Consider the following 24674-nt stretch of genomic DNA (forward strand, 5'->3'; position numbering starts at 1 on the left):
GATATGGTGAGATATTCTCTTAATAAAATCAATAAATCGCAAACTCAAAGTTCCACGTAAAGGAATTAACAACATTGTAACATCTTTTGTTCCGCATCACCTATTATATGAATATTTGGAGGAAATTTTGTGCGCAAACTACTTTATGCATTCTTACTTATCATATTGATTATCCCATTGGCATGCTCTAATCCGAGCAGCGGAAAAATGGAGTTCTACTCCAATGCGGACAAAGTGTTCGTTTCTAGTGAAAGCGAAAGTGTACTATCTTTTGAAGTAACGTTATTCACAAAATATAAAGTCACAAATATGGAATTTGATGGGTTCGAAGGAACGAATGTGGAGAATGTTAGTGCAGAATTAATAAACAATACAGTCGAACAAATTAAAAACTATAAACATAAAGATTACTTTACTTCAATCGTCATGGTGAATGTGATGCCAGAGGCGGGCCAACATGATATAGAAATAAGTAAAATGGTCCTTCTATTAAATGGAAAGCCAAACAAAATACATTTTACTAATCCTATTAAACATACATTTACAGGCGGAAACGTTTTTACAAATGATTTTGTTCCTAACATATTACCAAATGAATTTTCCACACAAGCAATAAATAATGAAAATGATACATTTATCTATCAATTCGAAGCGAAAGAAGATATTGAATTACAAAACATTTATACGTTAGACCATATTAAGCCAGTTATTTCTGAAATAAAAATAAATGGACAACTTGTAGAAAAGGATGAATTTTTACCGTTAAGCATTTCCGCAGACTCTGTGGTAGAAATCTACCTAACGTTTGAAGGGAAAACAAATGAATTAGATATGTATCATTTTGTTTCTACTAATCTTTATTTCGAATTTTTAAACGCGAAAACATTAGAAAAGCAAGCAAATGTGGTTGCTTTATTCTTTAATCCTATATATCCAATAGAAGACTCAATGGACCATATTAATCGTTACATCGATCATGTTATTTACAAATAATCCATAACGTTGCTATTCCTTACAATTGCACAGTTAATAAAAAGGAAGGGAGCTCGTCAGATGACGGGCTCTTCCTTATCAAATTCATTATAAGGACTGAAGAAAAATGAAAGGGAAACTAATATTATCTACTTTTATCTTAATCGTTCTATCTGGATGTATTTACGGCTTGTTCTACTTCAGTAGTCAAAGCACTTATCAAACGGTAAGGGATGTAACGACCGAAACAAAGAACACGGTGCACCTACGAGCAGAAGTATATTCAGGTACTTTAGAAAATGTTTTCCGACAAGATGGTAAGGTCGTTCTTCTCCCTGAAGAGATTTACATGGATCAAGTAGAAATTAGTTGGAATCGCAATGATAAAGTCACACTCCATGTAAACTTAGGCGATGACTTACAAGCAGGAGACGAACTTTATACCGTTAATAAAAAAACGTATTATGCCGAAAGCGATGTAAAAGTAGTAAATGTTTCAACAGATGAAAAAAATAGAATGACAGTTATTAACTTATTAAACTATGACAAGCTTTATATAGAAACTTCTTTTCCTTACGAAAGGATAGATTCCTTACATTATGAGACAGACGTAAAAGTAGCACTATTTAAAGAAAATGTAACAGATGCTGATTTTTTCAACGGTACTATTCATCGCATCGGCTATCAAGTGGAAGAGGGGAATACGTTAAACGTATTAGTGAAAACGGATAAAAAGCTACTTCCAGGCGTTAAAGTAATCATTAAAATGGAATTACCGAAAAAAGAGTATGCCTTGTACACGTTAAAGCAGATGGTAAAGAAAAATGGAGATGATTACTACGTAGAAGTCGAAACGCATAATGGTACGGTAGAAAAGCGTGTTGTGGAGATCGGCGAATTTTTCTCATTAGAAAACGAGACAGGTGTAATGGAATATGTAGAACTACTAAGTGGAGTTGTAGAGGGTGAAAAGCTTGTTACAGAAACAATTAACGACAACTAAATTTGTGCAAGAAGAAAAATCTATCCTTTCCTTACAAGATATTGTGAAAACATTTGATGGAAAAAGAAATGTTTTAGACAATATTCAGTTTTCTGTCCAACATGGAGAATTTGCCTTAATCGAAGGGAAATCAGGTTCTGGGAAAAGTACCTTTCTCAATATAGTTGGCCTTTTAGATACACCAACAAAAGGTGACTATTTTTTAGATGGAAAACGTTTAAACACAAAAAGAATCCATTCCTTTTCACGAATCCGGTCCGAACGAATTGGCTTTATTTTTCAATCATACCAACTTATTGAAAAGCTTAGTGTGAAAGATAATATTCTCCTTCCATACCTATATATGAAAAACAATATTGACTCTACTGTTCTTCAAAAAATGGATGAAATGTTATGTCGCTTTAACTTATTAGATATGAAAAATAAAGAAGTAGCTCTCCTTTCAGGTGGGGAAAAACAGCGGGTTGCTATTGCTAGAGCTATTATTAAGAAAGCAGACATTATTATTGCTGATGAACCTACTGGAAACCTTGATGCAGAAAACTCTAAAATTATCGTGGAAGAATTTAAAGTATTGAAGGAACAAAATAAAGCAGTAATAGTAGTAACACATAATCCATATTACTTCACGTGTGCAGACCGAAATTACACCCTAGACAAAGGGAGGTTATGTTAATGTTTTATAGAAGCAAATTTCTGTTTCTGCTTCGACATATCTTCCAGATGTCTGTAAAAAGTAACTCTAGGCTATTTTTATCCTTATTAGGTCTTATTATCGGCTTGTATATTTTTTCACTAAGTAATATTATGCTAGATTCTTATTACAAAGGAATGTTTGATCAAGTAGAAGAAATGAACGAAACGGCAATAGTAGCAGAGCTTTCCAATGAAAATGAAGAGCTCCTAAAAGATATTAGAGTAGTGCAAGATAATGTAAGTATGGAAGCAACTGCCTCCTCCTCTAGACCACTTATCTACTACGAAAAAATATCAGACAGTGCCTATCATTCTATTACTTCCACCTTCGTTGGTGTCTCTTCTGTACAAGATGTCATACCTGTATTTTATGAAAATAAATACCAAATTGCAGCGGATGTGACCCTTTTAAAAGGCAGGTTATTATCTGAAAATGACCATGCGCTAAAAAATAATGTCGCTATAATTGATCGGTTTACAGAAGAAATGCTATTTCCAGACGGAGATTCTATAGGCAAAACAGTTCGAATAAACATCGAGATACCAGGAATGGCCAACGTATCAACTAATCAAGAAAACGAAGCTACCAAGCCCCATGATCTAACAGTTGTTGGGGTGATAGAAAATATGTACAATTCCACTTACAGTGAACTTCAATATAAAAAAGGAATGAAACAAAAAGGGGATAACATGTTTACGAATGTGACAATCTACACTCCACTCTCTATATTGGAGGAAAAATTGGAAGTAGAGGATCATACACTTTTTGTTTGGAAATTTGAAACCATGGAACAACAAACATTTGCTTTTCACACATTAAAAAGCTATCAACATATTCACACCGGACAAATAGAAGTGTTTTCTATTGCTAGCTATGCTCTGTTAATAGAAAATCTTACGTCCACGCTAAAGCCAATCAAAACGTTTATTAACACACTTTTAATACTTTTTCTAACTATTTCAGGTGTGAGTGTGATGAGCATTATGTTCTTTTCCATTAAAGAACGTGTCCCAGAAATCGGGATCAAAAAAGCGTATGGCGCAAACAAATTGGATATCCTCATACAATTTATACTAGAAGGTATGCTCTTAGCTTTAATTGGTTCCGTAATAGCGATACTTCTAAGTATTGTGACATCACTAGTTATTCAGCAATATTTACAAGAGTCACTATTCATCTTATTCCAATTACACTTAACAATCGATAAAATTCTCGTTCCATTCTTCGTCTCAGGTATATTCGGCTTCCTCTTTTCGCTCATTCCAAGCTACTACGGCGCCAAAATACCAATCACCAACGCTATCCGATTCGAATGAGTGTGAAAAATGAACCGAGGGGACAGACACCTTGACGCATAAATGCGTCTTCGTGTGAATCTGGGGGACAGTCACTTTGGTGCATTGCATGCATCGCGATGTCTGACTCTCGGTGAATTTTAAGTTATATAGACGATTTTAAATATTATTTTTCATGGGCGCAGAATTAATTCTGCGTCCATTGCTTTTGTGTTTTGTGAATGCGTTTTTACATTTAGTTAAAATGACTTTAACATTGATGTGTTACGCTATATTTGTCTAGAGGTCTAGAGGTCTAGAGGTCTAGAGGTCTGGTAATCTGGATAAATATGTAGGATTGGGAGTGTTTAATGTGAGTAAAGGTCGTTGGAGGAAGGTATCGCTTGTAATACTTGTAATGACGTTAATTCTATCAATGCCTATTTTTGCGCAAACTGCTAACATTACAAAAGAAGAAGCTAATAGGTACAAGGCTTTTCATGACACGTATGACGAAAATGATCCAGATGAGTTGTTTCTAGAAGCGTTAGATAGGCAGTTTTATAATGTGGAGCTAGATATAATGGTGGATGCTGATCACACAACGTATAGTGGAAGTGAATATCCAGAATATTTACAGGGACACGTAAAGTTATATGTTAAGCATGATGCGGCAAATTGGCCAAACACTCGAAGTTTGCACCAATATTTTGAAGACCTTTTAGAAAGAATCGATAGAAACCTTGGCTCTGTACACGGTGATGGAAAAACAATTATTGTGAATATTGATATGAAAACGAATAATAGTCCTAATTATCTAGAAGTAGCGAAAACTCTACATGCTATATTTATGCAGAATCAAGAACATTTTAGTTTCGGTTATGTAGGAGATAATAACAGCTACACGGAAAGAGCTATTACAGTATGTTTATCTGGAGCAGATCTGTTAAAGGATGCATATTTTCATCTAGTTTCTAATGGAGAAGAAGGTAAGTTACTAGCATTCAAAGATGAAGTTTATGGTCAGTTTGACGGAAGGAAAAGTAATGTTGCAGATTATTTTCAACAAGAAGCAGATATATACCACCGTTTTTATGCTATACATTGGAAGCATATAGAAAGTGGCTTTGAACTTCTTTTACCTGGTAATTGGTCACAGTCTAATCAAGATAGGTTAAAAGAAATGAGTTCTATCGCGAATCAAAAAGGATACACAGTTAGATTTTATAGCTTAAACGGCGATGATGGTGCTTGGTATTATAAATTTCCAAACGGTACTGGTGAAGCTGCTCAAAGGTGGACGCAATTTGTATATGTAAACCATAAGTTAGGAACGAATCATTATATCTCTACAGATTCTTATAAAGATATGACCAGTTTATTTAACGATTTTCTTGTACCTTTACGTGACTATAATGGAAAAGTAGAAAAGTCAGGTGGATCTCAAAATGGAGCAGATCCTTCTATTTCCATTACAGATGATAATAGAGTAATAGAGGTCCATAAGACTGAAGGGTCATTTAACAATAATCTTTGGTATTCAGTAGGTAATATTGATGGTACTGGATACATTACATGGACAACAAACGAAAGGATTAATCCCGGCGGTAGCAATAAAAATGGCGTTCAACCACATAGTGCGATGAGTAAAATAAATGGTTCTTACGCTGTAGTGCAGGTAAATAAAACAGATGGATTCGGTTCTAGTTTATGGCTTAATTTTGGTATATTAAACAATGATAATACTATTAATTGGTTTACAAATGAGAGAATACAAGTAAATAGAAACAATATAAATGGAGAGTGGCCACATATAGCAATTGATGGTAACGATATAATATTAGTATATAGTTCAAGTGGTACTCTACATTATATAACTGGAGAAATTGCTCTAAACGAAAAGAGAGTTAACTGGACTAGAACTGGAACTATAGGAGTTAGTGGCACAAGTGCTGATGTAACAATGAAAAGTGGAGAAATAATTGTAGTTTACAGAAATAATGGTTTGCGAACTGTTACTGGTAAATTATCGACAGATGGAACTGTGAATTGGATTCAAGGTGGAACAATTGGAGGGCAAGATGGACTAGATCCTACGATTACTTTTTTAGATAATAATAAGGTGATCGAAATGCATACAAGTCCATCAACAGGATTATTATGGTATAACATTGGAACAGTAGATTTTCCTTCTATAGAATGGAAGCATAATCATATCTGGGATTCTGGTGCTAGCTCAAAACCAAGAGTGGCGTATAATTCTACAAACAATACCTTAGTTAATATTCACCGTTCTGGTGGAACATTCCAGATGTGGTATAACAGTGGAAAAATAAACTATCCAAATTAAACAAAAGCCTCCCACTTCATATAAATAGTAGTGGGAGGCTTCTGCTTATCCAGCGGGATGCATCGTAGGGAATGGAACCTCAAGCATCTTTGCACTGATGGTTCTGTCCCTAAAACGCGCATTGCAAATGTGAAACCAAACCAGACTCCATTTCACATCTGTCCCCTCAATTCACCCTTAACTCACAAACTTTGCAAATGTGAAACCAACCACGTCCCCGTTTCACAACATTCAATAGTAAATCGTACTCCTTCATGAATTTCTGCTTTTGAGTTGTATGCAGTGAATAGTAAAGTAGTTTCTGGAGCATGTTGATGCATAAAATCTGTTAATCCTTTACTTGGCAATTCATATGTGCCTTCATCATCTGCGCTTACGACAGCATATTTCATTCCAACTTTTTCTAGTAAGCTAGAAGACATATGCTTGATGTCCCCGTGGTGTGGAAGCAGGAAAATGGTAGAAGGTAAATACTCATCGTAGCGGTCCCAGTGACTCTCTTGAACCTCTGCTCCAAACAATAAAGAGATGTCTCCGATATTAACCTTACTAGGGATACTTATTCTATTCAACAAACGATCAATCTCATTTACTGCGCTTTCAGAAGTAGCAGCAGCTACTAATCTATTTAACAATAGCTGAACTGGTAAAACGCACTCCTCACAAGGAGGTAGTGCTGTTAACTCTAGTGTTTCGTAGCGGTACGATGTTTTGGAATAGATAAACTTTATCTTTTCCCTTTCCACTAAACCATATATAGTAGATAACGCCGTAAATGCACGGTTCATGTTATGATTCTCACTCAAAAGTGTAAAGTCGGATGGAATGGAGATATTTGTCCACACTTCGTCAACCGGTACAGATTTTAACACTTCTACTAAACCATTTATATGGTCAGGATGAGGATGTGTTATGAGTAACAAATCTATTTTAGGTAGTTCATTTTTTTCTACATAAGAAAGCAAGGATTTTCGCCCTGGCTTTTCATAGATTGGACGGTAATCATCTCCGCCATCAATTATAATGGTCTTTCGTTCTGATCCATAATAGTTGATAACCGTACAAGACCCAAAACCTACGTTTAAGAAATCAATTGTGGTACTCCACTTTTCACTCATCTTCATTCTCCTTGTTAATTATAACTTGTCGTTTTCAAAACACGCCTTAAATAAAAAATAGAAAAAAGTATGATAAGAAATACAAGAACAATGGTAGCTGCCGTTGCATACCCTGTTTCAAAATAACGGAAGCCATATCGATAAATGTAGAAAGTAATAGTCTCCGTAGAGTTACCAGGTCCTCCACCGGTTAAGACATACAATTTTTCAAACACTTGAAAAGTATCAATTGTGCGCAAAAGCAAAACTAGTAAAATTGCTGGTTTTAATAAAGGTAATGTTATGTACCATAAACATTGAACCGAATTCGCCCCGAACACTCTTGCTGCCTCGTACATATCTTCGGGAATTGCTTGCAAAGACGCTAAAATAATGAGAAAAACAAAAGGAGTCCATTGCCAAATATCTGTAATGATGATTGAGTAAAGTGCTATTTGATAGGAGCTTAACCATTCCACACGTTCAAAACCAGCGAGTCCAATTAAGTAGTTCAGTACACCAAAGTCATAGTCATACATCATTTTCCACGTTAATGCGACCGTAATAGGTGGTAACAACATCGGTAGTAAAATAATGGTTCGAAAAAATTTAACTCCTTTTATGTTCGCGTTAAAAAATAATGCCAGTGCAGTACCAAGTAGTACTTCAAAGAAAACGGCAACCCCGACAAAAATAAATGTGTTTTTAAGAGAAATCCAAAAAACATCATGGAGGAATAGTTTACGATAGTTTTCCAATCCTACAAAACTAGATTCGCCTCTTAAAAAATCTAAATGAAAAAAACTAGTAATGACAGCGTAAAATAGTGGATAAACCGTTAATACTAAAAACACGAGTGCTGCCGGTAATAAAAAGATGTATGTCATCAAATGACTTTTTCTCATCGTATTCTCCTTACGTGTTCATAGAGTGAAGGAGGTTGAAGCAAGTTCAACCTCCAGCCAATAATTATCTAGAAACAATTGCTTCAATCTCTTTATTCGCTCGATCTAAACCTTCTTGAATGTCCACTTGACCTGATAAAATCTGAGATAAATATAATCCCCAAGTATCTTCAATCTGGCTCCATCTTTCTGTACGAGGTCGTACAACAGAGTTTTCAAGTGCTTCTAATTGAGCAGGGAAATGACGATACACTTCTATTAATTCTGAATCATTATAAACACTTGTTCTAGTTGGTGCTCCACCACCTAGTAAAGCCATCTCTTTTTGTGTTTCTGCACTTGTTACCCAGTTTAAAAACTCTACTGCTTCCTCGATGTTTTTAGAAGTACGAGGAATACCAAGCAGCCAGTTTCCAATCATAGCAGCAGACTCATTTACTTGCATAGGTACAGGAGAAAATCCAATTTTCCCAGCTACTTTTGAGCTTTCTTCGTTATCTACTTGAGCTACCCAAGATGGCCAAGCAATGGTCATTGCTACTTGCCCTTGTGTTAACGCTGTTGCAATTTGGTCACTATCAAATGTTTCTACACCAGTTGGCCCTAAATCTTTCAGTTTCATATACGTTTCCATTGCTTTCACACCAGCTTCAGAATTTACTTGCGGCATATTATCTGAATCTAGTACTGTCCCACCGTATGCCCAAAATAATGGAAGGTAGTTTGATACAATTGGATTTCCACGTTGTCCACGTAAAGCATAGCCATATGTTTCTGGCTCTTCTTTTACAACCATTTCTGCGTACTCTATTACTTCGTCCCAATTAGATGGGGTTGTCATGTTATATTTTTCTAGTAAATCTTCACGATAGAAAAACATTTGTACATTTCCAATTAAAGGTAACGCATATAACGAACCAGTGTTGTAAGGTTCTTTTCCTAATGCGACTGATTTTGGGACAAAATCCGAATCAATTCCGTCTTTGTAATACTCATCTAAATTAGCTAACATACCAGCCCCAGCAAATTCGGGCATCCATGGGTCATCTATCATCACTAGATCGTGTGCACCGGAGTTATTTCTAACATCTAGAACGACCGTTTCCTTCAAGTTATCATAAGGTAATGCATTGATGTTAACTTTCACTCCAGTTTCTGTTTCATACTTTTCCACTACTGCTTCCAGTGCATCAGCCATTGCTCCAGCACGTGCGGCGACTGTTAGTTCCACTTTTTTCACTTCTTTACTCCCCGTAGAAGGTGTTGTGCTAGTCTTTTGAGTAGAGGTTTCTTGACCATTATTTTGTGAGCAACCAGTAAATACTAATAAAAACGCACAGACAATCGATAAAATCATGAATATTTTATTCTTCTTCATATCGTTTCCAGCTCCTTTTTATCCTTTTACAGACCCTAAAGTTAACCCTTTAATAAACGTATCTTGCATTAAGTAAACAAACAGTACGATTGGAATAACAGACAATATTCCCCCTGCACTCATTGGCCCCCATAAAACGAGGTACTCTGTAATGAGACCTGAAAGAGCAACGGGTACTGTCGTTAATCCAGGGGACTGAATGAAAATCATCGCGTATAAAAATTCGTTCCAAGCTGTAATAAATGTAAAAATCGCAGTTGCTCCAATGCCAGGAATAACGAGTGGTAAAACAACTTTTCGAAAGCTTTGGAATGGCGTTGCTCCATCAATCATTGCACTTTCTTCAATTTCTTTAGGTACTTCATTAAAAAAGCCTATCAATAACCAAATGGCAAAAGGTAAATTAAAGGCAATGTAAGCTAAGATTAGGGCAACTCTCGTATTTAATAGATCAAAACTTCCCATCATCGCATAAAGTGGGATAACAAAGGTGACTGGTGGAAAGATTCTCGTTAAAAGTATCCACACTAACATGCTATGGCGCCCGATAAATTGATAACGCGATAAACTATAAGCAGCCAACGCCCCTATGAAAACAGCAATAGTCGTTGAAACAGTTGCGACGATAAAACTATTCCACAGCACCTTGTGAAAGCCTAAATCAACAAACAAAGAGATGTAATTTTCAAACGTTATACTTTTTGGAAAAAAAGTTGGTGTAGCTGAAAACTGCTCTACTCTATTTTTAAAGGAATTATTGGCCATCCAATACACAGGGAAAATAGTCCAAATGACGATGAGCAAAGCAATTGCATAGCGAATCGTTAATTTTATTCGCTTTATATTTTTCAGTCGTTTTTGTTCTTTAACACTCATGTGTGGAACCTACTTTCATCTTTCCAGCTGTCTGAATCGTTTTGTTCAGCACCGAAACAACTGGAACGTGAATGTGCCCATTAGAAGCAATAATCCAATCAGAATGAAGGTTAATTTCCTTTCGTAAGTCGGAAAAATGTCCACCTGCTTCTTTTACAAGTAATAAACCAGCAGCAATATCCCATGGGGCAAGCCCGTAATGCCAAAAGCAATCAATTTCACCAGTTGCAACGGAGGCTAAATCAAGACAGGAAGAACCTGTAATTCGTAAACCTTGTGCATTTCCGATAAAAGATGAAACTGTATGTAAAATAGTAGAGTCTGGGACCCATTGCTTAGCGGAAAAGCCAAAGGCGATAAGGGACTGATTTAAATTTTGTAAAGCGGAAACTTGTAATTTCTCATCGTTTCGGTATGCACCATTACCAGCTTTCGCGTGGTACAATTGCCCATTCATTACATCTAAAACAAATCCAAGTACTACTTCATTTCCTTTACATAGAGCAATGGAAATAGAGAATCTTGGAAAGCCATGAATAAAGTTCATCGTTCCATCTAAAGGATCAATTACCCATACGAAACGATCTGTTTCTAACACCGTATTAGGATTCGTTTCTTCTGTTAAAAAGGAACAGTTAGGCGTTAAATAAGATAGTTGTTGGATTAAGAAAAGTTCTATTTCTCTATCCACTTCTGTTACTAAATCGACTTCATTAATTTTGTACTTGTATGAGTGAAGCTTGGATACTTTGTTTTTCGCTATATCACCTGCCTTATAAATTAATTTATTTACTTGTTGATAGATGTCATCTAGACCACCATCTTGTAAAACACTCAATAAGTTCACCTCATGACTTGGTTTTTATCAGTTGTTAGGAGTAGGTGAGTGGGCTTGGATTTGGTAAGAGGTATAGACCACTTCTACAAACTTATAGTAACAAGTTTATATTAAAGCTGGGTAAATATAGTATTAATATTCTGTAAAGTTGGAAAGTTTTTTTGAATGGGGGAGGATGTGTGAGGCATAAAAAAAGTAGAGGAATAGTATTTTCCTCTACCTGTTGAATGGTTATCTTAATCTTCTAATCATGAATGTAAAAACATCATTTCGGAAATAGTCATACGAATAAAGAATAGGAACATTATTGTTATCATAATGAAGTTGTTTCATTAATAATACAGTTGTTTCAGGGTGTATTAAAAGCTTCTGGCAGTTTCGGTCCGTATGTAATGGGACCACTAGTTCTGAATCTGCCTTAGTTATGACTAAGCCACAAGCGTGTTCAAGATACTGAAAAAGTGACCCAACGGATTCACTCTCTAATATCTCTTCTTTTACAAGGTCCTTCCGTAAAATATTTTGGGAGAATACAACAGGTTCGTCATTTGCGGTACGGATTCGTTTATGCACGATGACAGGTGTACCTTCTTCTAGCAGTAAAGCTTCGGCCCATTCCGCTTGACAAGGTTCTACACGTATCGATTCCCTCTGTTCTCCTTCTGTTAAACCAGCAGATTGTATCATCGTTGTCACACTACCTAATTTCTCTAAGCTGTTCGCTATTTTAGGTAAAGGTTTAACAACAAAAGTACCTGCTCCATGTTTAACGACTAACTTATCTTCTTGTTCTAACAATTTAACAGCACTACGAAACGTTTCCCGACTGACTTCAAATCTTTTCGCCATTTCTTTCTCAGAAGGAAGCCGCTCCCCGACTTTAAAGACTCCTTGCTGAATTAACGTATCTAACTGTTCCTTTATCTTCACATAGCTCGGTTTCATAATCAAAGAACTCCTCTAGACATCTAGTGATATATATATGGTACAAACTTTTAATGTAGAAGTCTAGTGTGAAATGGGGACGGGGTTAAAATTCTCATCATTAAATGAGAATTTTAACCCCGTCCCCGTTTTCCCTTCAGCGGATTTCAAGAATTTTGACTCTTTGCAAGGGAAAGTTGTACTGTCAAAGCCATCACGTACCTATGCCTTCTATTCTTCAGTTCATATTGAAGCTAATAAAAAGGGAGAAGTTGCGGCTATCGTCATACCACCTTCTAGTGTTGATGATTATGCTTCCTTATACTTTAGTCCTTTTTCCATTCTAGCCGTAACCACAGAACAGAAAAAGGAAATTTAGCAAAGTGGTACTTCCAACTTTTTTAACAACCGGTGCGATTGTGTCGACTTTGAGTGGAACTTTCGTTTCTGTGTGCTTTGTCATGTGGAATTTAATTATAAAAAAGGATTATAGACCCAAATTCTACCTGTAAACATGACATTTGTCATACTACTCCAATGACACTTATGTCTTATCATCTTGTTATATTTTTCATATGATAGGCTAAGACTCTAATTGGAGAATTTTTTTAAGGGTTGATAAACCACTTTGGAGGTAACGAATGATAAAAATAATGGCAGATTCAACTTGTGATTTATCCAATGAAATGTTGAAATTATATGATATAAGCTTGGCACCACTTACGATAACAATTGATGGAAAAACATATAAAGATAGAGTAGACATAGAACCAGATTATTTTTACAGTATTTTAAAATCCTTGTCGAAGTTCCCAACTACTGCGATGCCGAGTCCAGAAGAATATACGAAGATTTTTCATGACGCAATTCAATCGGGGCAAAATGAAATTCTATGTATTTCGATGTCGAGCGGGACAAGCGGGAGCTACCAATCAGCGGTTATCGCAAAAGATATGTTTTTGGAGGAAAATCCGAATTCCACAGTGAAAATTCATATCGTTGATTCCAAGTGCATGAGCCACGGAAGCGGTTGGTTAGTGATGAAAAGTGCACAAATGCGTGAACAAGGCGCAAGCTTTGAAGAGATTGTAGCCTTCAATGAAAAATATAAAACAAAAGTTAAACACTTTTTATCCGTAGATGATTTAAACCATCTAATCAAAAGTGGAAGACTTTCTAATGCATCTGCATTTATTGGTAAGGTATTAATGCTAAAGCCGATCATGTCGATGAAACAAGGTAAAGGGGCCATAGTTGGAAAAGAAAGAGGCCAGAAAAAAGTATTGAAACATTACGTCAACGAATTTATTGCAAGAAACGACGAGAAAATGACTGATTTTATTATTATTGGTTACACAAATAATAGTAAAATAGCGGAAGACTTAAGAGACAAGCTACTACAAGAAACAAATTTCTCAGGAGACATCCACCTAATGCAAATGGGTGTATCCGTAGGAACACACGTAGGATTAGGCGCGGTTTCGATGTTTTTTGTAGAGAAATAATGATGAAAAATAGGGACGGGGGTTGATTTCTCTTAGAATGAGAAATCAACCCCCGTCCCGGTTTCACATTAATGCACAATCGCTAAAGCAAATCGTTGCGGTCCAGATGGAACGTTGTATGCTTGCACTTCAACCGTGTACGTGCCGCTTTGTGGAGCATTGATGAACACGTTTTCTACGTTGTTTGTGCCGTCCCAGTTGTTGTCAAACGGGGAGGAGAAGTCGTTTCCAACGAACCTTTGACCATTTGGAGCTGTAATAACAAGATCCAAATCATTTACAAGCGTTTTCGATGCAGTCGTGCTTCCTGGTGCATCTGTCCAAACTAACGAAATTTTAAGCGGTTTTCCAGCTGTTGCTTGGAAAGAGTATGTTGCTTTTTGCCCTGTAGATAGCGCAGTTGTTTCGTTCACAAACGCAACATTCAACGACTTATCAAGTGTCACTCGGCCCCAACCTTGGTTGCCGTTCGGATACCCAAGCCCTACATCTGTCGCGCCGGCGATCAATGCAGCTTTTAATAAGGAAGGCTTTGGCGTGATGCCTCTATTTTTCATAAAATGCTCGCGCAACTGTGCCACGTTACCTGCTACAATCGGTGTTGCCATGGAAGTTCCGCCCATATACGCATACTTGCTGTCGTGGTTTGCCCAGAAAGAAGAGTCAGGAGCAAGTGACGACCTAGCAGATAAAATATACGTTCCTGGAGCCATTACGTCTGGCTTAATACGACCATCTTTTGTTGGCCCTCTAGAAGAAAACGATGCCACATGGTTAATGTTATCGGCCATCGAACCGAAGCTTGGGCGGTAATTTTCTGTAGCCCCAACAGTAATCGCATTTTTTGCTGTACCAGGTGCACTGATTGTGCCAGAATTAGGTCCTTCGTTACCAGCGGCAAAAAGAACCGTCATGTCATTGTTACGAACATATTCATCTACTTGTCTGGAGTTCGTTGTGTACGCTCCGTTTACTGGCGCACCCCAAGAATTCGTGTGGATTCTTGCCCCGTTATTGTAAGCCTGACTAAACAGTGTGTTCAAGTTGGAAGGCAATCCTCCAAGGCCGCCACTAGAGTCCATAATCGATTGAAAAACTAAATTCGCTTGGGGAGCCATCCCTTTATGGAGTGCGTTTCCTAAGACAGATCCTGCCACATGCGTACCATGGCCATTCGGGTCATTGGCGTTATTAGACCTTCCTAACGCGTGAATGGCTGTAATTTTTCCTCTAAAAGCATCATGCATGGAGCTATCGTTTCTTCCAGTGTCAAGCCCCGTATCCGCGACTGCAACAATCTGACCTTGGCCGTATAATCCAAAATTGTTTTGCGCCACATCGGCTTTCACAATGCCACGAGCAACGTCATTCATGAGCGTGAACTCCGGTTGTTCTGCTATGTACAACACATCGTTGCTCAAAGCGTATTGTACAAGTCCGTCCAATCCTTTTACTTCCACTTCTTTAGCGAGTTGTTTTTTCGTGTAAACGACTGCTTTCATTAGACTAGAAGGATTTTTGCTGTAAAGTTGTGGATCAATTTTATATTTTGGTAAAAAAGGAGAGACAGTCGAGATGGCATGTTGCGACTGTAACTCGGCAGCTTTGCCTTTAAAATCTACGACAAACGCATAATCCGGAATGTAGTCGATGATTTCTGCGCCGGATGCTTCTAGACTAGCTCTTTGGTCATCTGTGATCGGACCGGTGAACTGTACAACATATAGACTGTTATCAGAGGCAACTTTTTCGAGCTTCTTTTGGATTCCATAAGGCATTTTCATATTTTCAGAGTCTACGAGAAACTTAGCGGTGCCATTTGAACTAGTTTTAGACAGCTGAGCTTGATGAAGGGACTTGACCCCGTTGAAATGTAGTTCGAAATCTGTTGCGTCGGAAGGAGAGGGGGAGCTAAATGAAACAGATGCCAAGATTGCCGCTGAAGTCAGGATCGATACAACAACCCTCTTTGTTCGTTTTTTACCTTTCCACTTTACCATTCATACATCACTCCTTAATTAGGTTGAGATAACTATATCACCTAGAAAGGATTCTTTGTATTGGGAAAATTCAGACAAAAAAGCGTTATTATAGGTCTGTTTGGTTGGGGAGTTGGGAAAGTGGGGACGGGGTTAGTTTCACATTTTATAGGTCACGATTGAATGGAGGGGCGAACTGAGGGGACAGCCCATATGAAGTTTAATTTCGGTTAGTTTTTGTTGCCAGATGAACTTCATAGGGCTGATGAAGTTCAATGCCGATTGGACTTTGGGGCCAGATGAACTTCATGGGGTTGATGAAGTTCATCGCCTATGTAATTTTGTAGCCAGATGAACTTCATAGGGCTGATGAAGTTCAATGCCGATTGGATTTTGGGGCCAGATGAACTTCATAGGGCTGATGAAGTTCAATGCCGATGTAATTTTGTAGCTAGATGAACTTCATAGGGGCTGATAAAGTACAATGCCGATTTAATTTATGGGCCAGATGAACTTCATACGGAGAGAAACTTCTTGAAGGAGAGCAAGTCTTTAAAGACTTAAAGAGAAAGCATGGAGAGGATAATTATAACCAAGAGGACAGACGCCGCGACGCATACAACGCGGTATCTACCCCCTCCACTCATAAATGTGAAACAAACCCCGTCCCGATTTCACACATAGAACTTATCTATTATAATACATTTTAGCATACTCTTTACGTTCTTCTTTCGTAAGCAGGCGAAGTGCTTTTCCGACTTCGCCTTCTAGTAAAGTCCAGACAGCGTTATGGTCACGGACGGCTTTGCTGAAGTCGCCTGCTTGCCACCTTGTGAGAATTTCTTCATATAATTCAGCATTTTCGTATTTTTCATGGTTTTCTTTTACAACAATAAGCAGCCGATCAATTCTTTCTTGTGTAGCCTCTAAATGTCCTCGCTTCTGTGCAGCCCATATCCAACCATGACTCATATGGTGAATGGCGTCCTTTACCCTTCCTTCACTCATAGTAAAAGGAAACTCTATTTCTACCTGTGTTAATGCCTCTTCATCCACTTCTACCTCCGTTTCAACAGGTACCTCATCTACAGTTTTAGATTCCTCTGTTACTACTACCTCTTCTTCAGAAGCGTCCGCTTTAAAAAAATTACTATCACCCATGAAAAACACAAAAAAAACTAACATACCAATACAAATGGCCCCAATTACTACAAGTGCTTTTAACCGATTCAAATTTCCCCACTCCCCATCGTTTTTTGTGCCAAGGGGTCAGACACCGCGACGCATTCATGCATCAAGGTGTCTGACCCTTCAGTGCATTATTTTCTAAACTGTTCTTTCAAGTAATCCTCACCGTCTTTATTCAGCATATAAAACCTTAATTCCCCGCCATGCTCCGCTATCCATTCAGTGAGAAATACAGTTTCTATTTTCTCAACCTCTTTTACTTGATGTCTCATAGTCGTTGTTGTGTAATCTAGAAAAATTTCCTCAAATACAACACTTAAGACATGATATTGGTCTTCTACAACCTCATTCCTAAAACTGCCATCTAAACCGTATAATGTATTAGTTGTTAGCGTGGAGAAAACATATCCACCTATAGAAAAGGTATTCGAGTATGGATAAAATTCAGAGTTAATGGAAGGGAGTCTCCTTTCAAGAAGGCGCATGTCGTCAAAGGCAAAAGGAGCTTCCCCAACCTTATCTACAGCATCCATAAACTTCTCTAGTTCCATTTCATATATAAAATCAATCGGTCTATCCAACAGCTTTTCATATGTTCGCTGCAGCCCCTCCATTCGATTATCTTTCGTGTAAGCTTTATAAGCTTCTGTTATAAGAATTGGTTTACCATGTCGGTCGTAGACAGGGACGGAAAGGTTACCAGGGACTAAAGCAAGAGTTAGCGTACCAGATTGTTCCATATAAGAAAACAGAACGGTTAAAGGAGCATACGAAACTTCATTTTTTTCATGGATAGAAATGACTAACAGTCCCATTGTAGATTCATTTGGTTCATCTACCACTTGTTCAATCGGTTCAGTGGGGATGTTATCTTGATTATGTGAAAGATTAGTAGGAGGTAGGAAAGATAGTAATAACATAGCTGTCACGATTCCGAAAGTTGTTGTCCAGAAGAAATGTTTTAATAATGAAAAATATCGCGACGATTTCTGTTTCTTCGTTTGTTCGTTAATTTTCTCGTACACTTTTTCTCTATCTGCTGCATCAAAGTGTATAGAGTCAAATTCTTCAAATATGCTATCCTTTTCTTCATTGTTCATAAATTCCCCTCCTTTCTAACTTCTGCTTCAGCAACATTTTTCCTCTTCTTAATCTAGTTTTGATTGTGTTAATCGACAGTTCAGTCAATGACGAAATTTCTTCCATTGTCATTTCTTCAAAATAATAGAGAAAGATAATTTCCCTGTATTTCATTGGTAGGCGAAAAATAGAGTTTTGGATTTCTTTCCTCTCCGTCTTATCCATTACAATTTCCTCAGCAGACTGGCTTTTTTTCGTGTGGCTTTGGAAAATGTCTAAAACTTTCACTTTCTTGTAGTCCCAACTTTTTATGTAGTCTTTGCATTCATTTATCGTGATACGGTATAGCCATGTTTTAATTGTAGAGTTATGTTTGAATGTATCTATGTTCAAAAAGCATTTCACAAACGTATTTTGTACTAAGTCTTTAGCTATCTCTGTATCTTTTACATAGGAATAAGCTAATCTAGTCAACTGATCGCCGTAATCATTCATCAGCTGTTCTAGCATAAGCCTCTTGTCAACCGCCCCCACAAAATCCCCCCTTATGCCCATTAAACAGTAGTTTGACGACGCTGTGTGGAAAAATGTTTCATTTTTTTGGATGTGAAATGGGGACGGGGTTCATTTCACATTTCTAAAATGTGAAACAAACCCCGTCCCCACTTATCATCACCATTTAAACAATTTCTTAACAAATCTCTTAACTATAATTTACAATTGACAGTGTATAATGGTGTCGAAACTTGTATTTTATTGAGTTAGGAGTTTACATCATAATGTTTAATACAGATATAGATTATGAGGCAAAGAAAGTAGAGTTAGAACGGATATTAAATAATAATCTACTAGCAGTTCAATACCAGCCAATCGTTTCCTTGGTTACTGGTGAAAATTTCGCATATGAAGCATTAACTAGAGGCCCGAAAAATAGTTCGTTGTATTCTCCTTCCGAACTCTTTCCTTTTGCGCTAGGCGAAGGTAGTTTGTATACGCTAGAAAAGAATGCGAGAGAACTGGCTCTAACCCAAAGCGCTTTTTTAGAAAAAAAACAAAAGCTTTTTATTAATATAAGTGCAGATGTGATACATGATCCAAAATTCACCCCAGGACACACGATATCTGTGTTGAAAAATACGAATTTAGTTCCCGAAGATATTGTGTTTGAAATTACCGAAAGAAGTGCTATAAAAGATTTTGCAGCATTCCGGGAAGTGTTGAATCATTACCGAGAACAAGGCTTTTTAATAGCCATTGACGACGCAGGAGCAGGTTACTCTTCCTTACAAGCTATCTCCGAACTTCAACCAGACTTTATTAAAGTGGACCGTTCATTAGTAAGTGGAATTCACCAGAATGAAATAAAAAGGAACATTCTAGAAGCATTTATGACTTTTGCTCAAAAAATGAAAAGCAAGATTATTGCAGAAGGAATTGAAGAGAAAGAGGAGCTAGAAACGGCTATGGAGTTAGATATACAATACGCACAAGGCTATTTCCTTGGTACACCAGCCAATCCAGTTCAACCAATAACAGCCGATGCAAAACATTGTATGAAGCATTACAAAATTTCAAAAGAAGTTAATAAGAAGAGCATCATCGTTTCTGTAGAAGACGAAATTATCGTAGTCAAAGGCACCAGAATAGTAAAACGAATGGATGTAAAAGAGGTATTGTGAGAAGTGGGGACGGGGTTTGTTTCACATTTTAGAAAAATGAGAAACAAACCCCGTCCCCGTTTATCTTGCATAGCAATTCTGCTAGTATAAAGGATAGAATGTTAGGTTATGGAGGCTGAGTAGCAGATGCTTTTGCAGTGTACGAAGAAGATGTTAGATGAGTTGAAAATAAAGCCAGATATCACACCGGTAGAAGTGAATCAGGTGCATGCGTGGCATGTGAATGTGTTGAAAGAAGGACGACGGAAGATTGTGGTATTTGTCCATGACATTTCCCGTTATGCAATTGTTTTGGACAACCTGAAGGCAAAAGAACTTAAAAATCTAGGTGCTTTGTTTCAGCAAGCCATTCGTGAAACGCTTCGAGCGGAGTACATAAAGGAAGATGTTATTGAGGATTATTTAGCTAAGGCGCCAGACATTATTTCTTCTAAAACAAAAGATCGAACTTGTGTAGCGAGGCTAAATAAGGCTTGTGAGAATGTATATGCTTTTCAAAGTTTTCTAAAACCAGATGCGGTTATTCAAGTGGACATTAGTAAGAGGATTAGTAAGCTATTAGCGGGAAACGGAAACGGGCAGTACATCACTCCGAATATTGAATTGTACAAAGCATTAGAGGCGTTCGCAGGTAAGCCTATCTTTGAGACTCGTGCATTAGAACTTTACGTTAGGCTAGCTTTGAAGAACTACGATGTATCGAGAACTTTAATGGTGCCGAAACAGATTACTTTTGATGAACTTCATGAAGTAATGCAGGCAGCTTTTGGTTGGCAAGATTATCATTTACATGAGTTTAACATTTATCCACCGGATACTGTTTTTCCGGAGGAAGCCTTTTTCTATAGTTTGAAGCCGATAGTGTCGTTGATATGTGATGAAGAAATGTTTGCTTATGAAGATAACATTTCAAAAAAGATGGAGACCGGAGAAAGACTAGCCGATTATCTTCCTGCAAAAATTGTCTACCGTTATGACTTTGGAGATGACTGGAATCATATTATTGAAGTGGTGAGAGAAGTAGACAATTATGAGCATAATTATCCAACTTGTATAGGGGGAAGGGGAAACACACCTCCTGAAGATGTTGGAGGCGAGAGAGGATATGAAGAATTCCTGCATATCATATCAACTCCTAACCACCCAGATCTTGAACATATGAAGACTTGGGGAAAATCAAACGGCTATAGAGATTTTGACTTAAAAGATATTAATTGGAAATTGAAAGAGATTTGAGTGTGAAGTGGGGACGGGGGTGAATTTCTCATTTAGGGCAAAAATTAATGAGAAAACAAACCCCGTCCCCGCTTCTCAAAGGTGGTTATCATGTGCAAGGTACAACCTTACTTAAAGGATTGACGATAGTCGAAGAAGAAACGACCATTTCCAACGGATATATTGTGCTAAAGGATGGGAAAATTTTTGAGACAGGAACGGGTACGTTTTCTACCATTGATGAAGATTTGATAACCTATGATTTTTCCTCTCACAGTGACTATAAGGCTATCCCAGGTTTTATTGACATACATATACACGGAGTGAACGGGGCAGACATGATGGACGCGACAGAGGAAGCTCTTCGCACAATGTGTACGTCTTTACCTTACGAAGGAACTACAGCCTTTTTGCCAACAACCATCACGCAGAAACCTGAAAAAATTATTAAAGCTTTAAAAAAGGTTGCACAGTATCAAGAAGAGCAATCGCAAAACGGTGGTCAAGCAGAGATAATTGGTATTCATCTAGAAGGTCCTTTTATTTCCCCATCGAAAGCGGGAGCACAACCAATCGAACATATTGTGGAACCTTCTATTGAAGCTTTTCAACTTTTTAACGAAGCAGCTGGTGGTTGGTTGATAGTGATAACGGTAGCTCCTGAATTACCGAATGGAATCAATCTTGTTCGTGTAGCCTCTTCGCAAGGAATAATCGTTTCGATCGGACATACAGAAGCCAGTTTTGAAAAAGTAGAAGAAGCTGTTGAAGCTGGAGCGAAGCATGTCACGCATTTATTTAATCAAATGAGTGGGCTTCATCACCGCGATCCTGGTGTTGTGGGAGCGGCACTTTCTATGGAACAGTTAAAAGTCGAAATAATTTGCGATGGAATTCATGTCCACCCGCTAGTCGTAAAAGCAACAATAGCTGCTAAAGGAGTAGAAAATGTCCTACTAATCACAGACTCGATGCGAGCAAAAGGCCAGCCGGAAGGTGTTTTTGACCTAGGAGGACAAGCGGTAACGGTAAAAGAAGGTACCGCCCTATTAGCTGATGGAACACTAGCTGGTAGTTTGCTGAGAATGGATGAGGCGGTAAGGAATGTCAAGAAATGGACGGGATGTTCGCTTCGAGAGTCAGTGAAAATGGCATCAGAAAACCCAGCAAAACAAATCGGAATATTTGATCGCAAAGGAAGCATAAAAGTAGGCAAAGACGCAGACATCGTCATATTAAATGAAAATAATCAAGTAGTGATGACTATTTGCAAAGGTGAGAGAGCGGAGACGGGGTTGGATTAACGCGATTAGGTCATTTTTTTGTGAAAATACCTTCGAAATTTTGTTTAATCAGCGAAAATGAAATGTTTATCGGCGAAAATCAAGCTTCAATCGGCGAAAATGAACAACTAATCGGCGAGAGCTAGAGCCCAATCAGCGAAAACGATAAGATATCGGCGATTTAACAATTTTATCAGCGAAATTACATTTAGTATACAGAGGGGCAGCCCAAAATGGCACTCTTATGCACCAAGGTGTCAGACCCCACGATTCACTGCTCATAAAAAAACAGTGCAGCCAGTTCATCCAAGAACTAGCTACACCGTCTTTTCAATCTTTCGTACGGGATTGGGGAATGTGAAATCAAACCCCGTCCCCAGTTCACATTAGCACTTAGGAAAGCTGCATCCTACGATGATTAATAGAATAAACAATACTACGATTAATAAGAAGCTGTTACCGAAACCAGAATGTGTTTGACCACCGTATCCATATCCATAAGCAGGTGCAAAAGGCATATCAGAAACTCCAGCTACCATTGGGGGCATATTCACACCAGCAACCATAGGCGCTGCATTTACGTTTGCATACATATTTCATACTTCCTTTCGGGTTAGGTTATTTACACTACACATTATACTCACCTAGTCGAAAGTTGAACCTGTCTATATGAAAAATGGGTGTATGTCTCGGTTTTAAACTATTACTACACTTTTAATCCTTTTTACTACAATAATGTTGATGCTCAATGATACAAATCGAGCACCTATTATGATGCACAAGTGGTCTCGGCGATTTCCTAAGCGCCATAGCATTCGCCGGTAAATTCGCCAACCGTTGAATCGTACCTGAAGAGATCTTTGTAACTAAACTCGTCAAATATGCAGGTCGAGTGCTTCCAGGAAACCGTTGCGTATTAAGAAAATCAATCATTTCTCTCCCAGTCATAATCCCAAATCCATGCCCAAAAAACATCCCTTCCGTCATCACAACCGCATTTTCCCCTCGATACCAAGACGTATTCGGATGAAAGTCAGGGTTGTTAAAATACACCACATCCCCAGGAAAAAAATAATCCGCATACGTTGTATATAAATCAAGGTCAGGATCTGTATGCCAGCTATATAAATAAAGATTTTGAAAAAGCATATCAAACGAATGCTTGCCAATACTCTTCAACACACCATAATAAAAAATAATCACCACAGCAGTAGCACATTCAAACGCATACTGAGAGCTGTTTCGAAAAATATCTGTAATCGCATCAGCTGGGCTAACACCACGCCTTAACTGAAACCCTCCAGTATGGGTTAAACTCCAGTAAGCTGGATTGGCCCGGTGATACTCAAACGTCGTAAACGCCGCTTCGCCTTCACTCATTTCCCTTGCAGCATCCATGATATTAATGCGAGTTTTTAACTCAAACATTAACTCCCTCATAGAAGGATACGTGAGCCTGTCGGGAGCGGCAATCATTAATTGTACAATGTCTCTTTCCACCCGACCTAAGTTCGCCAAATTATCCTGTTGCAATTGCCTTCCCGCTACTAGTAACATCCCATTCCCCTTTTCCTTATTTTATGACTAATATATGTGAGGAAGGTATGTAAAATGCGGAACGGGGTTTGTTTCTCATTTTAAAAGAATGAGAGACAAACCCCGTCCCCGCTTCACACAAAATTTTTTTAATGCAAATTGAACCATTTTTGCAAATGTTTCGTCGAATATATGGTTAGTATTCTATTTTAATAGAATACATGTACGAAATCTCAGATTCGACGGAGTGGATTGTATGAAGATAAAAAAGAAAATCCCCTATTTATTATTATTGCTTGTCATGCCTATATTAGGTGTTATTTATACAATATTGAACGAACACCCAAGAACAGCAACACAAATACCGTTGCCAATTGATCAAGAAATCCCGTTTATTACAGCCTTTATTATTCCTTATATCATTTGGTATGCTTTTATTTTCGGCTACTTAGTGTATTTTTGTTTTAAAGACACCGATGTATATGTGAAAACGCTCATTACAATTGTTGTTGGGGAACTAATTTGCTTTGTCATATACTTCTTCTTTCAAACAACAGTACCAAGGCCGACCATCCAAGGAAATGGCTTTTTCGAAATGTTAGTAAAATACATTTACGCACATGACCGTCCGGTAAACTGTTTTCCAAGTATTCACGTGTTAACAACTTACGCTATTATGCTAGCTTCTTTCCATATTAAAAATAAACATAAGTGGAATACTTACTTTATCCATGTGATGGGTAGTCTAATCATATTATCAACCCTCTTTATAAAACAACATGTCATTCTAGACATGGTAGCATCTATGTTTCTAGTAGCATTTATTTACGGGACAGTATTTGAAATATATAGAGTACGAGTTGCAGCTCGAGTGTGAAGCGGGGACGGGGTTTAT

Annotated in this window: 22 protein-coding genes and 1 pseudogene; 11 read left to right on the forward strand and 12 right to left on the reverse strand. The window is 37.8% G+C overall.

Annotated features, from left to right (window positions below; genetic code table 11):
- Nucleotides 1–129: 129 nt before the first annotated feature.
- The 5 genes from CDZ92_RS17580 (at nt 130) to CDZ92_RS17600 (ending at nt 6296) form a co-directional block, all read left to right on the forward strand.
- Nucleotides 130–993 carry a hypothetical protein gene (locus CDZ92_RS17580; protein WP_096156502.1) on the forward strand — a complete coding sequence of 288 codons (864 nt, stop codon included), beginning with the start codon at nt 130–132 and terminating at the stop codon, nt 991–993.
- A 106-nt stretch (nt 994–1099) separates the two neighbouring features.
- Nucleotides 1100–1975 (forward strand): efflux RND transporter periplasmic adaptor subunit, encoded by an 876-nt coding sequence (locus CDZ92_RS17585; RefSeq protein WP_096156503.1) that lies wholly within the window; start codon nt 1100–1102, stop codon nt 1973–1975.
- A complete protein-coding gene (locus tag CDZ92_RS17590) occupies nt 1947–2651 on the forward strand; it encodes an ABC transporter ATP-binding protein (RefSeq protein ID WP_217990663.1) in 705 nt (234 codons plus the stop codon). The genes CDZ92_RS17585 and CDZ92_RS17590 overlap by 29 nt, the downstream gene beginning before the upstream one ends.
- Nucleotides 2651–3988 carry an ABC transporter permease gene (locus CDZ92_RS17595; RefSeq protein WP_176483804.1) on the forward strand — a complete coding sequence of 446 codons (1338 nt, stop codon included), beginning with the start codon at nt 2651–2653 and terminating at the stop codon, nt 3986–3988. The genes CDZ92_RS17590 and CDZ92_RS17595 overlap by 1 nt, the downstream gene beginning before the upstream one ends.
- 331 nt (nt 3989–4319) lie before the next feature.
- Nucleotides 4320–6296 (forward strand): hypothetical protein, encoded by a 1977-nt coding sequence (locus CDZ92_RS17600; RefSeq protein WP_096156505.1) that lies wholly within the window; start codon nt 4320–4322, stop codon nt 6294–6296.
- Between the two features lie 182 nt (nt 6297–6478).
- Here the strand turns inward: CDZ92_RS17600 and CDZ92_RS17605 are convergent, their stop codons facing one another.
- The 6 genes from CDZ92_RS17605 to CDZ92_RS17630 all read right to left on the reverse strand — a co-directional run bounded on the left by CDZ92_RS17605 (nt 6479) and on the right by CDZ92_RS17630 (nt 12335).
- Nucleotides 6479–7414, reverse strand: coding sequence for a ComEC/Rec2 family competence protein (locus CDZ92_RS17605; RefSeq protein WP_176483805.1), 936 nt, complete (start codon nt 7412–7414; stop codon nt 6479–6481).
- Nucleotides 7415–7428: 14 nt separating this feature from the next.
- The gene (locus tag CDZ92_RS17610) at nt 7429–8298 is read right to left on the reverse strand and encodes a carbohydrate ABC transporter permease (RefSeq protein ID WP_096156507.1); all 870 of its coding nucleotides are present in this window, start codon (nt 8296–8298) and stop codon (nt 7429–7431) included.
- Nucleotides 8299–8362: 64 nt separating this feature from the next.
- Nucleotides 8363–9676, reverse strand: a complete 1314-nt coding sequence (locus tag CDZ92_RS17615) for an ABC transporter substrate-binding protein (protein WP_096156508.1) — start codon at nt 9674–9676, stop codon at nt 8363–8365.
- Nucleotides 9677–9694: 18 nt separating this feature from the next.
- Nucleotides 9695–10552, reverse strand: coding sequence for a carbohydrate ABC transporter permease (locus tag CDZ92_RS17620; RefSeq protein ID WP_096156509.1), 858 nt, complete (start codon nt 10550–10552; stop codon nt 9695–9697).
- A complete protein-coding gene (locus CDZ92_RS17625; protein ID WP_176483806.1) occupies nt 10542–11390 on the reverse strand; it encodes an inositol monophosphatase family protein in 849 nt (282 codons plus the stop codon). The genes CDZ92_RS17620 and CDZ92_RS17625 overlap by 11 nt, the downstream gene beginning before the upstream one ends.
- Nucleotides 11391–11621: 231 nt before the next feature.
- A complete protein-coding gene (locus CDZ92_RS17630; protein WP_096156511.1) occupies nt 11622–12335 on the reverse strand; it encodes a GntR family transcriptional regulator in 714 nt (237 codons plus the stop codon).
- A 73-nt stretch (nt 12336–12408) separates the two neighbouring features.
- On the opposite strand from CDZ92_RS17630, the gene CDZ92_RS17635 reads away from it, so the two are divergent.
- Both CDZ92_RS17635 and CDZ92_RS17640 read left to right on the forward strand, forming a co-directional pair.
- Nucleotides 12409–12693: a hypothetical protein gene (locus tag CDZ92_RS17635; RefSeq protein WP_096156512.1), complete on the forward strand. Its 285-nt coding sequence runs from the start codon at nt 12409–12411 to the stop codon at nt 12691–12693.
- A gap of 262 nt (nt 12694–12955) precedes the next feature.
- Complete coding sequence (locus CDZ92_RS17640; RefSeq protein WP_096156513.1) at nt 12956–13819, forward strand: DegV family protein; 864 nt, start codon at nt 12956–12958, stop codon at nt 13817–13819.
- A 68-nt stretch (nt 13820–13887) separates the two neighbouring features.
- On the opposite strand, the gene CDZ92_RS17645 is transcribed toward CDZ92_RS17640, so the two are convergent.
- The 4 genes from CDZ92_RS17645 to CDZ92_RS17660 all read right to left on the reverse strand — a co-directional run bounded on the left by CDZ92_RS17645 (nt 13888) and on the right by CDZ92_RS17660 (nt 18600).
- Nucleotides 13888–15819 (reverse strand): S8 family serine peptidase, encoded by a 1932-nt coding sequence (locus tag CDZ92_RS17645; RefSeq protein WP_096156514.1) that lies wholly within the window; start codon nt 15817–15819, stop codon nt 13888–13890.
- Between the two features lie 666 nt (nt 15820–16485).
- A complete protein-coding gene (locus tag CDZ92_RS17650; RefSeq protein ID WP_096156515.1) occupies nt 16486–17031 on the reverse strand; it encodes a DUF6241 domain-containing protein in 546 nt (181 codons plus the stop codon).
- 86 nt (nt 17032–17117) lie between these two features.
- Nucleotides 17118–18086 (reverse strand): hypothetical protein, encoded by a 969-nt coding sequence (locus tag CDZ92_RS17655; RefSeq protein ID WP_096156516.1) that lies wholly within the window; start codon nt 18084–18086, stop codon nt 17118–17120.
- Nucleotides 18076–18600, reverse strand: a complete 525-nt coding sequence (locus CDZ92_RS17660) for a sigma-70 family RNA polymerase sigma factor (protein WP_096156517.1) — start codon at nt 18598–18600, stop codon at nt 18076–18078. Before CDZ92_RS17660 ends, CDZ92_RS17655 begins: the two co-directional genes overlap by 11 nt.
- Before the next feature lie 245 nt (nt 18601–18845).
- Here CDZ92_RS17660 and CDZ92_RS17665 point away from each other — a divergent pair, with 245 nt between their 5' ends.
- From CDZ92_RS17665 to nagA, 3 genes are all read left to right on the forward strand, one after another.
- Nucleotides 18846–19745 (forward strand): EAL domain-containing protein, encoded by a 900-nt coding sequence (locus tag CDZ92_RS17665; protein ID WP_096156518.1) that lies wholly within the window; start codon nt 18846–18848, stop codon nt 19743–19745.
- Nucleotides 19746–19871: 126 nt separating this feature from the next.
- Entirely contained in the window at nt 19872–20981 is a 1110-nt protein-coding gene (locus CDZ92_RS17670) for a plasmid pRiA4b ORF-3 family protein (RefSeq protein ID WP_096156519.1), read from the forward strand.
- Between the two features lie 92 nt (nt 20982–21073).
- Nucleotides 21074–22264, forward strand: coding sequence for an N-acetylglucosamine-6-phosphate deacetylase (nagA, locus tag CDZ92_RS17675; RefSeq protein ID WP_255249839.1), 1191 nt, complete (start codon nt 21074–21076; stop codon nt 22262–22264).
- 365 nt (nt 22265–22629) lie between these two features.
- Here the strand turns inward: nagA and CDZ92_RS20640 are convergent.
- Both CDZ92_RS20640 and CDZ92_RS17685 read right to left on the reverse strand, forming a co-directional pair.
- Nucleotides 22630–22704, reverse strand: a pseudogene (locus CDZ92_RS20640) (YjcZ family sporulation protein); the annotation flags it as partial.
- 253 nt (nt 22705–22957) lie between these two features.
- Nucleotides 22958–23800 carry a protein-glutamine gamma-glutamyltransferase gene (locus tag CDZ92_RS17685; protein ID WP_096156521.1) on the reverse strand — a complete coding sequence of 281 codons (843 nt, stop codon included), beginning with the start codon at nt 23798–23800 and terminating at the stop codon, nt 22958–22960.
- Nucleotides 23801–24035: 235 nt separating this feature from the next.
- Here CDZ92_RS17685 and CDZ92_RS17690 point away from each other — a divergent pair, with 235 nt between their 5' ends.
- Nucleotides 24036–24656 (forward strand): phosphatase PAP2 family protein, encoded by a 621-nt coding sequence (locus tag CDZ92_RS17690; RefSeq protein ID WP_096156522.1) that lies wholly within the window; start codon nt 24036–24038, stop codon nt 24654–24656.
- The last annotated feature ends 18 nt before the right edge of the window (nt 24657–24674 follow it).

Source organism: Bacillus sp. FJAT-45066, assembly GCF_002335755.1.
In the GTDB taxonomy this organism is placed as follows: Bacteria; Bacillota; Bacilli; order Bacillales; family Bacillaceae_I; genus Bacillus_CD; species Bacillus_CD alkalisoli.